General features: G+C 70.2%; 12 protein-coding genes. 11 read left to right on the top strand and 1 reads right to left on the bottom strand.

All coding sequences use genetic code 11. The annotated features are described in order from the left end of the window. From lysA to thrC, 3 genes are all read left to right on the top strand, one after another. The gene (gene lysA / locus LNW73_RS09765; RefSeq protein WP_138355977.1) at positions 1-1,392 is read left to right on the top strand and encodes a diaminopimelate decarboxylase; all 1,392 of its coding nucleotides are present in this window, start codon (positions 1-3) and stop codon (positions 1,390-1,392) included. 112 nt (positions 1,393-1,504) lie between these two features. Then, on the top strand, positions 1,505-2,797 hold the full coding sequence (locus LNW73_RS09760) for a homoserine dehydrogenase (protein ID WP_250977747.1): 1,293 nt from the start codon (positions 1,505-1,507) through the stop codon (positions 2,795-2,797). 6 nt (positions 2,798-2,803) lie between these two features. Continuing rightward, a complete protein-coding gene (gene thrC, locus LNW73_RS09755) occupies positions 2,804-3,895 on the top strand; it encodes a threonine synthase (protein WP_250989658.1) in 1,092 nt (363 codons plus the stop codon). A gap of 46 nt (positions 3,896-3,941) precedes the next feature. Here thrC and LNW73_RS09750 read toward each other — a convergent pair whose 3' ends face one another. Continuing rightward, on the bottom strand, positions 3,942-4,217 hold the full coding sequence (locus LNW73_RS09750; RefSeq protein WP_250989657.1) for a hypothetical protein: 276 nt from the start codon (positions 4,215-4,217) through the stop codon (positions 3,942-3,944). An 18-nt stretch (positions 4,218-4,235) separates the two neighbouring features. On the opposite strand from LNW73_RS09750, the gene thrB reads away from it, so the two are divergent. The 8 genes from thrB (at position 4,236) to LNW73_RS09710 (ending at position 12,954) form a co-directional block, all read left to right on the top strand. Further along, a complete protein-coding gene (gene thrB / locus LNW73_RS09745) occupies positions 4,236-5,159 on the top strand; it encodes a homoserine kinase (RefSeq protein ID WP_138355997.1) in 924 nt (307 codons plus the stop codon). 373 nt (positions 5,160-5,532) lie between these two features. Continuing rightward, positions 5,533-7,638 carry a transcription termination factor Rho gene (gene rho, locus LNW73_RS09740; RefSeq protein WP_250989656.1) on the top strand — a complete coding sequence of 702 codons (2,106 nt, stop codon included), beginning with the start codon at positions 5,533-5,535 and terminating at the stop codon, positions 7,636-7,638. 232 nt (positions 7,639-7,870) lie between these two features. Beyond that, on the top strand, positions 7,871-8,992 hold the full coding sequence (locus LNW73_RS09735; protein ID WP_250989655.1) for an LCP family protein: 1,122 nt from the start codon (positions 7,871-7,873) through the stop codon (positions 8,990-8,992). Between the two features lie 201 nt (positions 8,993-9,193). Further along, entirely contained in the window at positions 9,194-9,421 is a 228-nt protein-coding gene (gene rpmE, locus LNW73_RS09730; protein WP_138355974.1) for a 50S ribosomal protein L31, read from the top strand. 108 nt (positions 9,422-9,529) lie between these two features. Continuing rightward, positions 9,530-10,618 (top strand): peptide chain release factor 1, encoded by a 1,089-nt coding sequence (gene prfA, locus LNW73_RS09725; RefSeq protein ID WP_250977752.1) that lies wholly within the window; start codon positions 9,530-9,532, stop codon positions 10,616-10,618. Between the two features lie 56 nt (positions 10,619-10,674). Continuing rightward, the gene (gene prmC / locus LNW73_RS09720; RefSeq protein WP_250989654.1) at positions 10,675-11,520 is read left to right on the top strand and encodes a peptide chain release factor N(5)-glutamine methyltransferase; all 846 of its coding nucleotides are present in this window, start codon (positions 10,675-10,677) and stop codon (positions 11,518-11,520) included. A 151-nt stretch (positions 11,521-11,671) separates the two neighbouring features. Then, positions 11,672-12,319 carry an L-threonylcarbamoyladenylate synthase gene (locus LNW73_RS09715; RefSeq protein WP_138355971.1) on the top strand — a complete coding sequence of 216 codons (648 nt, stop codon included), beginning with the start codon at positions 11,672-11,674 and terminating at the stop codon, positions 12,317-12,319. Next, entirely contained in the window at positions 12,316-12,954 is a 639-nt protein-coding gene (locus LNW73_RS09710) for an arsenate reductase/protein-tyrosine-phosphatase family protein (protein ID WP_138355970.1), read from the top strand. Before LNW73_RS09715 ends, LNW73_RS09710 begins: the two co-directional genes overlap by 4 nt. Positions 12,955-13,020: the final 66 nt, after the last annotated feature.

Here is a 13,020-nt window from a genome sequence, read left to right as displayed (position 1 = left end):
GTGAGTAGATCCGCCCACCCCGCCGGGCCCCGCTACGCCGATGTCATGCCCGAGGGGCATTACACCGCGCCGCCCGCCGACCTGAACGTCCTCGATCCGCGCGTGTGGGCCCGTACGGTCACCCGCAACACGGACGGTGCGGCCGAGGTCGGCGGGCTGGACGTACGCGATCTCGCCGAGGAGTTCGGCACGCCCGCCTACTTCCTCGACGAGGAGGACTTCCGGGCCCGCTGCCACGCCTGGCGTGACGCGTTCGGCGAGGGCGCGGACGTGTTCTACGCGGGGAAGGCGTTCCTGTCGCGGGCGGTCGTGAAGTGGCTGTTCGAGGAGGGCCTCAACCTCGACGTGTGTTCCGGCGGCGAGCTGGCGGTGGCGCTGTCGGCGGGGATGCCGGCCGACCGCATCGCGCTGCACGGCAACAACAAGTCGCTGGAGGAGATCGAGCGCGCCATCGAGGTGGGTGTCGGGCGGATCGTCCTGGACTCGTTCCAGGAGATCGTCCGGGTCGCGCACGTCGCCGAGCGGCTCGGCAAGCGCCAGCGGGTGCAGATCCGGGTGACCGTCGGGGTCGAGGCGCACACCCACGAGTTCATCGCGACGGCGCACGAGGACCAGAAGTTCGGGCTGGCGCTCGCCGGCGGGCAGGCGGCCGAGGCGGTGCGCCGGGTGCTGAAGCTCGACGCGCTGGATCTGGTCGGCATCCACTCGCACATCGGCTCGCAGATCTTCGACATGGCCGGCTTCGAGGTCGCCGCGCGCCGCGTGGTGTCGCTGCTCGCCGAGGTCCGTGACGAGCACGGCGTGGAGCTGCCCGAGATCGACCTGGGCGGCGGCCTCGGCATCGCGTACACCTCGGAGGACGATCCGGCCGAGCCGCACGACATCGCCAGGGCGCTGCGGGAGATCGTCACCCGCGAGTGCGAGGCGAACCGGCTGGGCGTGCCGCGGCTGTCCGTGGAGCCGGGCCGGGCGATCGTCGGCCCGACGGCGTTCACGCTGTACGAGGTGGGCACCGTGAAGCCGCTGGAGGGGCTGCGGACGTATGTGAGCGTGGACGGCGGAATGTCGGACAACATCCGCACCGCGCTGTACGACGCCGAGTACAGCGTCTCCCTGGTGTCCAGGACGTCCACCGCCGAGCCGATGCTCGCGCGGGTCGTCGGCAAGCACTGCGAGTCCGGCGACATCGTCGTCAAGGACGCGTTCCTGCCCGCCGACCTCGCGCCGGGCGATCTGCTCGCCGTTCCGGCGACCGGTGCGTACTGCCGTTCCATGGCGAGCAATTACAACCATGCTCTGCGGCCGCCCGTCGTGGCCGTGAATGATGGCGGGGCGCGGGTGATCGTGCGACGTGAGACGGAGGACGATCTCCTGCGTCTTGACGTCGGCTGACGTGAAATCTCAAAAATAGCGGGGCTGATCTCACACACCGGACACGAGATGGATTCTCGCGTCCGGTGCGTGAGACTGGTCCCACCCCGAGAGCTGTGAGAAACGAGGTCGGATGATGCGTACGCGTCCGCTGAAGGTGGCGCTGCTGGGCTGTGGTGTGGTCGGCTCAGAGGTGACGCGCATCATGACGACGCAGGGCGCCGATCTCGCCGCGCGGATCGGAGCCCCGGTCGAGCTGGCCGGCATCGCGGTGCGGCGCCCCAACCGGGTGCGCGCCGGAGTGCCCGCCGAGCTGCTCACCACCGACGCCACCGCCCTGGTCAAACGGGGTGACATCGACGTCGTGATCGAGGTGATCGGCGGCATCGAGCCGGTCCGCACCCTCATCACCACCGCCTTCGAGCACGGCGCGTCCGTGGTCAGCGCCAACAAGGCGCTGCTCGCCGCGGACGGCGCGACGCTGCACGCCGCCGCCGCCGCGCACAAGGTCGACCTCTACTACGAGGCCGCCGTGGCCGGGGCCATCCCGCTGATCCGCCCGCTGCGCGAGTCACTGGCCGGCGACAAGATCAACCGGGTGATGGGCATCGTCAACGGCACGACGAACTTCATCCTCGACAAGATGGACTCCAGCGGCGCCGGCTACTCCGAGGCGCTCGACGAGGCCACCGCGCTCGGCTACGCCGAGGCCGACCCGACCGCCGACGTGGAGGGCTTCGACGCCGCCGCCAAGGCCGCGATCCTGGCCGGGATCGCCTTCCACACCCGCGTGACCATGGACGATGTGTACCGCGAGGGCCTCACCGAGGTCACCGCCGCCGATATCGCGTCCGCCAAGCGGATGGGCTGCACGGTCAAGCTGCTGGCCATCTGCGAGCGCACCGTCGACGGCAGGTCCGTCACCGCCCGGGTCCACCCGGCGATGATCCCGCTCAGCCACCCGCTGGCGAGCGTCCGTGAGGCGTACAACGCGGTCTTCGTCGAGGCGGAGGCCGCGGGTCAGCTCATGTTCTACGGTCCCGGCGCGGGCGGCGCACCCACCGCCTCCGCCGTACTCGGCGACCTCGTGGCCGCCTGCCGCAACAAACTGGCAGGCACCACAGGCGCCGGCGAGTCCGCGTACACGCAACTGCCGGTGAGCCCGATGGGCGATGTGGTCACCCGCTACCACATCAGCCTTGACGTGGCAGACAAACCGGGTGTTCTCGCCCAGGTCGCCACCGTTTTCGCGGAACACGACGTGTCGATCGACACGGTCCGCCAGCAGGGCAAGGACGGCGAAGCGTCCCTCGTCGTCGTCACTCACCGTGCGCCCGACGCCGCCCTGTCGGCGACCGTCGGAGCACTGCGGAAGCTCGACACCGTGCGCGGTGTCGCCAGCATCATGCGCGTGGAAGGGGAGTAACCCACTATGAACGCTGTCACCGACCACCCCCGAATGTCCGGCACCCACCAGTGGCGCGGCATCATCGAGGAGTACCGCAGCCGGCTGCCGGTCTCGGCGGACTCCCCGGTCGTCACGCTCCTGGAGGGTGGCACCCCGCTCGTTCCCGCCCAGCTGCTCTCCGAGCTGACCGGCTGCGACGTGTTCCTCAAGGTCGAGGGCGCCAACCCCACCGGCTCCTTCAAGGACCGCGGGATGACCATGGCGATCACCCGGGCCAAGGAGGAGGGTGCCAAGGCCGTCATCTGCGCCTCCACCGGCAACACCTCCGCCTCGGCGGCCGCCTACGCGGTGCGCGCCGGAATGGTCTGCGCCGTCCTGGTGCCGCAGGGCAAGATCGCACTCGGCAAGATGGGTCAGGCGCTGATCCACGGCGCGAAGATCCTGCAGGTCGACGGCAACTTCGACGACTGCCTGGAGCTGGCCCGCGGACTGTCGGAGAAGTACCCGGTGGCGCTGGTCAATTCGGTCAACCCGGTACGTATCGAGGGCCAGAAGACCGCGGCGTTCGAGATCGTCGACGCGCTCGGCGACGCGCCCGACATTCACCTGCTTCCGGTGGGCAACGCGGGCAACATCACGGCGTACTGGCGCGGCTACCGCGAGTACGCGGCCGACGGCGTTTCGACCCGGAAGCCGCGCATGTGGGGCTTCCAGGCGTCCGGTTCCGCTCCGATCGTCAACGGCGCTCCGGTGCGCAGCCCGCAGACCATCGCGACCGCGATCCGGATCGGCAACCCTGCCTCCTGGCAGTTCGCCGAGGAGGCGCGGGACGAATCGGGCGGTCTGATCGAAGCGGTGACCGATCGTCAGATCCTCTCCGCGTACCGGCTGTTGGCCGCCAAGGAGGGCGTCTTCGTGGAGCCCGCCTCGGCCGCTTCGGTCGCCGGTCTGCTCAAGGCGCTCGAAGAGGGCAAGGTCGACCCGGGTCAGCGGATCGTCTGCACCGTGACCGGCAACGGCCTCAAGGACCCGGACTGGGCGGTCGCCGGCGCGCCCCAGCCGGTCACCGTGGCGGTCGACGCCGACGCCGCGGCCGAGAAGCTCGGGCTGGTCTGACGCGGCGCCGTGGTGAAGGGGCGCACGAAGAAGCTCGCGACACGCATCACGCGCTGTTCGTGCGCCCTATGTCGCAGCAGAACCTTCCTTCGATAGGCTGACCCCAGCGGCGCCGCAGTGCGCCGATCCGGCTCATGCCACAGGCATTGCCGCTCCTGCCGCACACCGCAGCCCCGCCGTACACCGCCGATGGCTGGCATTCCGGGGCAAGAACCGCCCTTCCGCACAGCACAAGCACCAGAACGAGCACCAGCACAGCACGCATCAGCACAACGAGCACCAGCACAACACGCACCAGCTGCACAAGAACAAGCACCAGCACAAGGAGAATCGTCGAACGATGGCCGGTCCCGCGTTCCGCGCCGCCGCGGTCCGAGTGCGCGTCCCCGCGACCAGCGCCAACCTCGGCCCCGGCTTTGACGCCTTCGGCCTGGCGCTGGGCCTGTACGACGACGTCGTGGTCCGGGTCGCCGACTCCGGGCTGCATGTCGACATCGCCGGCGAGGGCGCCGAGAACCTGGCCCGCGACGAGAAGCACCTGGTCGTGCGCTCGATGCGGACCGCCTTCGACCTGCTCGGCGGACAGCCGCGCGGTCTGGAAGTGGTCTGCGCCAACCGCATCCCGCACGGCCGCGGCCTGGGCTCCTCGTCCGCCGCGATCTGCGCCGGGATCATGGCCGCCCGCGCCGTGACGATAGGCGGCCCCGAGCGTCTCGACGACGCCGCACTGCTGGAACTGGCCACCGAGATCGAAGGCCACCCCGACAACGTCGCCGCCTGTCTGCTCGGCGGCTTCACCCTCGCCTGGACCGAGTCCGGTGCCGCCCGCGCGATCCGGATGGATCCGGCGGCCTCCGTCGTCCCGGTGGTGTTCGTACCGTCCAAGCCGGTGCTGACCGAGGTCGCCCGCGGCCTCCTGCCGCGCACCGTCCCGCATGTGGACGCCGCGGTCAACGCGGGCCGCGCGGCGCTGCTGGTGGAGGCGCTCACCCGCCGCCCCGAGCTGCTGCTGCCCGCCACCGAGGACCGGCTGCACCAGGACTACCGTGCTCCCGCCATGCCCGAAAGTGTGGCACTGGTGAACCGGCTGCGGGCCGACGGCGTCCCTTCGGTCATCTCGGGAGCGGGGCCCACGGTCCTCGCGCTCACCGAGGAAGGCGCCGCGGACAAAGTCTCCCGGCTCGCGGGCGAGGGGTGGGCGGCGAACCGTCTGGCCCTCGACGCGGCAGGGGCCTGTGTACTGCCCCTAGCAGTGGGGCAGTGACACGATTGCCGGTTGGAGAGAGGGGGAATGTTTGTTGGATCCGGTAGTGTTAATGTCAAGCCTGCACTCGACGGCCCATGCATACGAATGGTGCCGAAGTGCACGCAGAAGTGATCTGTGTCCCTTCTGGGGACCGCCACTCTTCCGGGAGCCTCCCACACTGCCTGAGCATCCTGCCTAAGCAGTGTCGAGCACGCTCCGGAGTCGGCGCGAATTATCTCCTTTAACCTTCGCGCCGGAACCATGTAGGTATTTCTGCCGCCATCAGGCGGACCATCGCCCCGGCTCTGAGCAGCGGAAACGCCCAGATCCGGACAGCACAACCGGTCGCCGAGCCAGACAGGCCGACGTCCGCTCCAGGGAAGGACCCTTCGTGAGCGACACCACCGATCTGATGGGCGTGCGTGCAGACGCCGCGCCCGCTCCGGACGCCGCTGCCGCGCCTGCCACCGGTGCTGCCCCCAAGCGCCGCCGGTCGGGGACCGGCCTCGACGGCATGGTCCTGGCAGAGCTGCAGCAGCTTGCCTCCGGTCTCGGTATCAAGGGCACCGCGCGGATGCGCAAGAGCCAGCTGATCGACACGATCAAGGAGACGCAGGCCGGCAAGGGTGCGGCCACCAGCGCTCCCAAGGCCGCCGCGGTGGCCGGGACGGCGACCGCCGAGCCCGCCGCCGAGAAGCCGAAGCGCCGGGCGACCTCCCGGGCCCGCACGGTGGAGAGCTCGGAGCCCGCTGTCGCGGCTCCGGCCGCCGCCGCGCCGTCCGAGGCGAAGCAGATCGACATTCCCGGCCAGCCCGCCGGTGAGCAGCCCAAGGCCACCAGGAACGAGCGTGCCGGCGAGCGCGCCGAGGCCGCTGTGGACGCTGCCGAGGGCAAGCCCGCCGCCGACGGCAAGACCGCGGCCGGCGAGGAGCGCCAGGACCGCCAGCGCGGCCAGCGCGGCGACCGGCAGAACGACCGCCGCGAGCGCCAGGAGCGGCAGCGCGAGCGCCGCAACAACCGTGGCGACGAGAACGGCGCCGCCCCCGCGGGCGGCGGCGCGGAGGGCGGCAACCGCCAGAACCGCGGCAACCAGGGCGGCGGCCAGGGCCAGAGCCCGCAGGGCCAGAGCCAGGGCGGCGGCCAGAACCAGAACCAGGGCCAGGGCCGCGACCAGAGCCAGAGTCAGGGCGCTCAGGGTCAGGGCCGCGACCAGAGCCAGGGTCAGAACGCGCAGGACGACGACGAGTTCGGTGACGGCCGCGGCCGCCGTCGGGGCCGCTACCGCGACCGCCGCGGGCGGGGCAGCAACCGCCGCGAGGAGCAGCAGCAGTTCGGCAACGAGCCGACGGTCAACGACGACGACGTGCTGATCCCCGTCGCGGGCATCCTGGACATTCTCGACAACTACGCGTTCATCAGGACGTCCGGCTACCTGCCGGGCCCGAATGACGTGTACGTCTCGCTCGCCCAGGTCCGCAAGAACGGCCTGCGCAAGGGTGACCACGTCACCGGCGCCGTCCGCCAGCCCAAGGACGGCGAGCGCCGCGAGAAGTTCAACGCGCTGGTCCGGCTGGACTCGGCGAACGGCATGGCGGCGGACTCCGGCCGCGGCCGTCCGGAGTTCCAGAAGCTGACCCCGCTGTACCCGCAGGACCGGCTCCGCCTGGAGACCGACCCGGGTGTGCTGACGACCCGGATCATCGACCTGGTCGCGCCGATCGGCAAGGGCCAGCGTGGTCTGATCGTGGCCCCGCCGAAGACCGGTAAGACCATGATCATGCAGGCGATCGCCAACGCGATCACCGTCAACAACCCCGAGTGCCACCTGATGGTCGTCCTGGTCGACGAGCGTCCGGAAGAGGTCACCGACATGCAGCGGTCGGTGAAGGGCGAGGTCATCTCCTCGACCTTCGACCGTCCCGCCGAGGACCACACCACCGTCGCCGAGCTGGCCATCGAGCGCGCCAAGCGTCTCGTCGAGCTGGGTCACGACGTGGTCGTCCTGCTGGACTCGATCACCCGTCTGGGCCGTGCGTACAACCTCGCGGCGCCGGCCTCCGGCCGCATCCTGTCCGGTGGCGTCGACTCGACCGCGCTCTACCCGCCGAAGCGGTTCTTCGGTGCGGCGCGCAACATCGAGGACGGCGGCTCGCTGACCATCCTGGCCACCGCGCTGGTCGAGACCGGCTCGCGCATGGACGAGGTGATCTTCGAGGAGTTCAAGGGCACCGGCAACATGGAGCTCAAGCTCGACCGCAAGCTCGCCGACAAGCGCATCTTCCCCGCGGTGGACGTCGACCCGTCCGGTACCCGTAAGGAAGAGATCCTGCTCGACCGCGACGAGCTCGCGATCGTCTGGAAGCTCCGCCGGGTGCTGCACGCGCTCGACTCCCAGCAGGCGATCGAGCTGCTGCTGGACAAGATGAAGCAGACGAAGTCGAACGCCGAGTTCCTGATGCAGATCGCCAAGACGACCCCGGGCAACAGCAACGACTGACCCGGGCTCGGGACCTTCCGAGACGTATGTCACAGAAGGGCCTCAGGAGGCTCAGAACGGGCTCTCAGGCTCCCCGGAAGGGGTCCCTGGGAGCCCGTTCTCATGTTCGGCGTGCACACTCGCCAGGAACCACGTCGGGCGGTTCGCCGTCTGACCTACAAGACAAGCCACGCCTGAGCGACACAGCTGGGGGTAGCAGCACACCGACGACGGACGAGGACTGAGAGAGGCCATGGCGGACGACACGAGCGATACGCGGGGGACGAACGGCGGCTCCAAGCACGCCTCCGGCCGCCGCCGGCGGACGGCCCCGCGCCGCCGCCTGCTGCGAATAGCCGTCTGGGCCGTCGCGGGACTGGTCGTGGTGGGCGGTGCGGGCGCCGGATACCTGTACTTCAAGCTCAACGGCAACATCAAGGGCGTCAACATCAACCAGGCGCTCGGTGACGACCGGCCCGAGCAGGTCGACAACGGCTCGGAGGACATACTCGTCCTCGGCTCCGACTCCCGCGCCGGCGCGAACGACAAGTACGGCACGGACGAGGGCAGCGCCCGCTCCGACACCGCGATGATCGTGCACCTCTACCAGGGCCACAGGACGGCCAGCGTGGTGAGCATCCCGCGTGACACCCTGATCACCCGCCCGGAGTGCGCCAAGACCGGCGGCGGCACCTCGCCCGAGGTGAACAAGGTGATGTTCAACGAGTCGTACTCGGTCGGTGGCCCCGCGTGCGCGGTCAAGACCGTCGAGTCCATGACCGGTATCCGCATGGACCACTACATCGAGGTCGACTTCACCGGCTTCAAGGGCCTGATCGACGCCCTGGGCGGGGTTCCCGTCACCACCAGCAAGGCGATCCACGACAAGAACAGCCATCTGGACCTGGCGGCCGGCACCCACACCCTCAACGGCGAGCAGTCGCTCGGCCTGGTCCGCACCCGGCACGGCGTGGCCGACGGCAGCGACCTGGGCCGCATACAGCTGCAGCAGGCGTTCATGAAGGCGCTCATGGACCGGGTGAACGGTCTGGGCGTGCTCTCGAGCCCCACACAGCTGTACAAGGTCGCGGACAAGGCCACCAAGGCCATCACGACCGACTCGGACCTGGCCTCCGTCAGCGGCCTGAAGGGCCTGGCGGGGAGCCTCAAGGGCCTCAAGTCCGAGAACATCACCATGGTGACGCTGCCGGTCCAGTACGCGAAGAGCGACGAGAACCGCGTCGAGCCCATGGACGCGCAGGCCGCACTGGTCTGGCAGGCGCTCAAGGCGGACCTGCCGATACCGGCCGCCGCCACCAAGGGCTCGGCCGCCGACGAGACCGATGCCAAGGGCGTCGTCGGAACCGGTTCCTGAAGTCGTTCCCGAACCCCTCGAACGGGCTCCCGCACCGGTTCCGGGCCTTTTCCGGACCGTGCGGGGCCGTCGGGAATGAAATCCGGCCGCCTCTCGTTTTGGGAGATGCGGCCGGTGCTGGCAGACTGGACCGCTGGCCCCGGTTCACGTGACGCAAACCCGCTCCACGACCCGGCGCCCTCCCGAACCTAGGAGCATCCCTTGAAGCGCGAAATCCACCCCGAGTACGTCGAGACCCAGGTCACCTGCACCTGTGGCGCGTCGTTCACGACCCGCAGCACCGAGAAGAGCGGCGTGATTCGCGCCGACGTCTGCTCCGCGTGCCACCCGTTCTACACGGGCAAGCAGAAGATCCTCGACACCGGTGGCCGCGTGGCCCGCTTCGAGGCCCGCTTCGGCAAGAAGGCCGCCGGGTCCGCCCAGAAGTAGCGACCCGAAAGCGCCGGTTCTCGGTCTCCCGACACCTCGGGGGACCGGACCGGCGCTTTGTCGTCCGGTACCGATAGCAGTCCAGGGTTGTTCAGGAGAGGCACAGCAATGTTCGAGGCAGTCGAGGAACTGATCGGCGAGCACGCCGACCTCGAGAAGCGGCTCGCCGATCCCGCGGTGCACGCGGATCAGGCCAATGCCCGCAAGCTCAACAAGCGCTACGCCGAACTGACGCCGATCATCGGCACCTACCGCTCCTGGAAGCTCACCGGCGAGGACATCGAGACCGCCCGTGAGTTCGCCCAGGACGATCCGGACTTCGCGGCCGAGCTCAAGGTGCTGGACAAGCAGCGCGCCGAGCTGACCGAGAAACTGCGGCTGCTGCTCGTACCGCGCGACCCGCACGACGAGAAGGACGTCATCCTCGAGGTCAAGGCCGGAGAGGGCGGCGAGGAGTCCGCGCTGTTCGCCGGCGACCTGCTGCGGATGTACCTGCGGTACGCCGAGCGCGTCGGCTGGAAGACCGAGCTCATCGAGGCGAACGAGTCCGACCTCGGCGGCTACAAGGACGTCCAGGTCGCGGTGAAGACCAAGGGCGGCAACGGTGCCACCGAGCCCGGCCAGGGCGTCTGGGCGCGGCTGAAGTACGAGGGCGGGGTGCACCGCGTGCAGCGGGTGCCCGCCACCGAGTCGCAGGGCCGGATCCACACCTCCGCGGCCGGCGTGCTCGTCACGCCCGAGGCCGAGGAGGTCGAGGTCGAGATCGGCCCGAACGATCTGCGCATCGACGTGTACCGCTCGTCGGGCCCCGGCGGCCAGTCCGTCAACACCACCGACTCGGCGGTCCGCATCACGCACCTGCCGTCCGGTCTGGTGGTCTCCTGCCAGAACGAGAAGAGCCAGCTCCAGAACAAGGAGTCGGCGATGCGTATCCTGCGTTCCAGGCTGCTCGCCGCCGCGCAGGAGGAAGCCGACCAGGAGGCCTCCGACGCGCGCCGCAGCCAGGTCCGCACGGTGGACCGCTCCGAGCGGATCCGGACGTACAACTACCCCGAGAACCGCATCTCGGACCACCGCGTCGGCTTCAAGGCGTACAACTTGGACCAGGTCCTCGACGGGGACCTCGACGCGATGATCCAGGCGTGTGTCGATGCCGACTCCGCCGCCAAGCTGGCCGCGGCCGGCGACGCCGGCTGACACCAGCCGAAGCGCCGGCTGACCAGCCACAGCGCGAGCTAACAGGAGGGCAATCAGTGAACGTGCTGCTCGCCGAGGTGGCGCAGGCCGCCCAGCGGCTGGCCGACGCCGGCGTGCCGTCCCCGCGTTTCGACGCGGAGGAACTGGCCGCGTACGTGCACGGCGTCAAGCGCGGCGAGCTGCACTCGGTCGCCGACTCCGAATTCGACGCCCGCTACTGGGAGGCGGTCGCCCGCCGCGAGGCGCGTGAACCGCTCCAGCACATCACCGGGCGCGCCTTCTTCCGGTATCTGGAGCTCCAGGTCGGGCCGGGCGTCTTCGTCCCCCGCCCGGAGACGGAGTCGGTCGTCGGCTGGGCGATAGACGCCGTACGGGCCATGGACGTGGCCGAGCCGCTGATCGTCGACCTGTGCACCGGCTCCGGCGCCATCGCGCTGGCCCTGGCCCAGGAGGTGCCGCGGTCCCGCGTGCACGCCGTGGAGCTGTCGGAGAAGGCCCTGGAATGGGCCCGCAAGAACATCGAAGGAAGCAAGGTCCAGCTGGAGCACGGCGACGCGCTCACCGCGTTCCCCGAGCTCAACGGCCAGGTGGACCTCGTCATCAGCAATCCGCCGTACATCCCGCTCACCGAGTGGGAATATGTGCAGCCCGAGGCGCGTGACCACGACCCCGAACTGGCCCTCTTCTCGGGTGAGGACGGCCTCGACACCATCCGCGGCATCGAGCGCACGGCGCACCGGCTGCTGCGGCCGGGCGGCGTCGTGGTGATCGAGCACGCGGACTCCCAGGGTGGTCAGGTTCCGTGGATCTTCAAGGAGGACGCCGGCTGGGCCGACGCCGCCGACCACCCCGATCTGAACAACCGGCCCCGCTTCACGACGGCGCGCAAGGCGACGCCATGATGACGGTGGCTCGCGCCGGCAGCCTGGTGCCGGGGGTACGGGGGTCGTCCCCCGGGAGAAAACAGCACGACGGCGCGCAAGGCGACGCCATGATGACGCGGGTCAACTGCACGCACGGCGCCGCAGCGGCGCACAGCCTGGAGGTCAGCTAATGGCACGGCGTTACGACTGCTCGGACGCGACCGACCGCGCCGCCGGACTGCGCGAAGCGACGTCCGCCATCAAGCGTGGTGAACTCGTCGTGCTGCCCACCGACACCCTGTACGGCATCGGCGCGGACGCGTTCGACGCCCAGGCCGTCGGCGATCTGCTGGAGGCCAAGGGCCGGGGCCGCAACATGCCCTCCCCGGTGCTGGTCGGCTCCCCGAACACGCTGCACGGCCTCGTCACGGACTTCTCCGAGCAGGCCTGGGAGCTCGTCGACGCCTTCTGGCCCGGCGCGCTCACCCTCGTCGCCAAGCACCAGCCGTCCCTGAACTGGGACCTCGGCGACACCCGCGGCACCGTCGCGGTCCGGATGCCGCTGCACCCCGTCGCGATCGAACTGCTGACCGCCACCGGCCCGCTCGCGGTGTCCAGCGCCAATCTGACCGGCCACCGTTCCCCCGAGGACTGCGACGCCGCCCAGGAGATGCTCGGCGACTCCGTCGCGGTGTACCTGGACGCCGGGCCGACGCCCGCCACCGTCCCGTCGTCCATCGTCGACGTGACCGGCAAGATCCCGGTGCTGCTGCGGGCCGGCGCGATCAGCGCCGACCAGCTCCGAGAGGTCGTACCCGACCTGGAGGAGCGCAATTGACCGCGCCCGAAAGGCGTGGCATACCGGGTCAGCGCGATGACCGCTTCCGCATCCTCCACGTCTGCACCGGCAATGTCTGCCGCTCGCCGATCGCCGAGCGGCTGACCCGCCATGAGCTGACGCTGCGCCTCGGCGACGGTGCCGACGGGATCCTCGTCGAGTCCGCCGGCACCTGGGGGCACGAAGGCGCGCCCATGGAGGCGCACGCCGCCGCCGTCCTCACCGAGTACGGCGCCGACGCGTCCGGGTTCATCGGCCGTGAGCTGCTCGACGACCACGTCATCGACGCCGACCTGGTGCTGACCGCGACCCGCGACCACCGCGCGCAGGTCATCTCGATGGGGCACGCGGCGGGGCTGCGCACCTTCACGCTGAAGGAGTTCACCCGGCTGGTGCGGGCCATAGACCCCGCGACCCTCCCCGAGGGCAGCGTGTCGGACCGCGCCCGCGCGCTGGTGCGTGCCGCCGCCGCGCTGCGCGGCTGGCTGCTGGCCCCGAGCGCCGAGGCCGACGAGGTCTACGACCCCTACGGCGCCCCGATCGGGTTCTTCCGCAGCATCGGCGAGGAGATCCACAGTTCCCTCGACCCGGTCGTCACCGCGCTGACCGGAATCCGTACCCCGACCCCCCGGTAGGACCCCGAGCCACCGGCAGGCCGGGTGCGGCCGGATCCGGCACGTGTTGCTCCGCTCGCCGGGCGC

The sequence above is a fragment of the Streptomyces sp. RKAG337 genome (assembly GCF_023701715.1).
Lineage (GTDB): Bacteria > Actinomycetota > Actinomycetes > Streptomycetales > Streptomycetaceae > Actinacidiphila.
Note: the sequence above shows the minus strand (reverse complement) of the source record. Positions and strands in the feature narration are given on the sequence as shown.

Excerpts from the sequence above, each read along its gene's own strand:
- LNW73_RS09760 (WP_250977747.1), top strand. The coding sequence starts at position 1,505 with ATGATGCGTACGCGTCCGCTGAAGGTGGCGCTGCTGGGCTGTGGTGTG.
- thrC (WP_250989658.1), top strand. The coding sequence starts at position 2,804 with ATGAACGCTGTCACCGACCACCCCCGAATGTCCGGCACCCACCAGTGG.
- thrB (WP_138355997.1), top strand. The coding sequence starts at position 4,236 with ATGGCCGGTCCCGCGTTCCGCGCCGCCGCGGTCCGAGTGCGCGTCCCC.
- LNW73_RS09735 (WP_250989655.1), top strand. The coding sequence starts at position 7,871 with ATGGCGGACGACACGAGCGATACGCGGGGGACGAACGGCGGCTCCAAG.
- prfA (WP_250977752.1), top strand. The coding sequence starts at position 9,530 with ATGTTCGAGGCAGTCGAGGAACTGATCGGCGAGCACGCCGACCTCGAG.
- LNW73_RS09715 (WP_138355971.1), top strand. The coding sequence starts at position 11,672 with ATGGCACGGCGTTACGACTGCTCGGACGCGACCGACCGCGCCGCCGGA.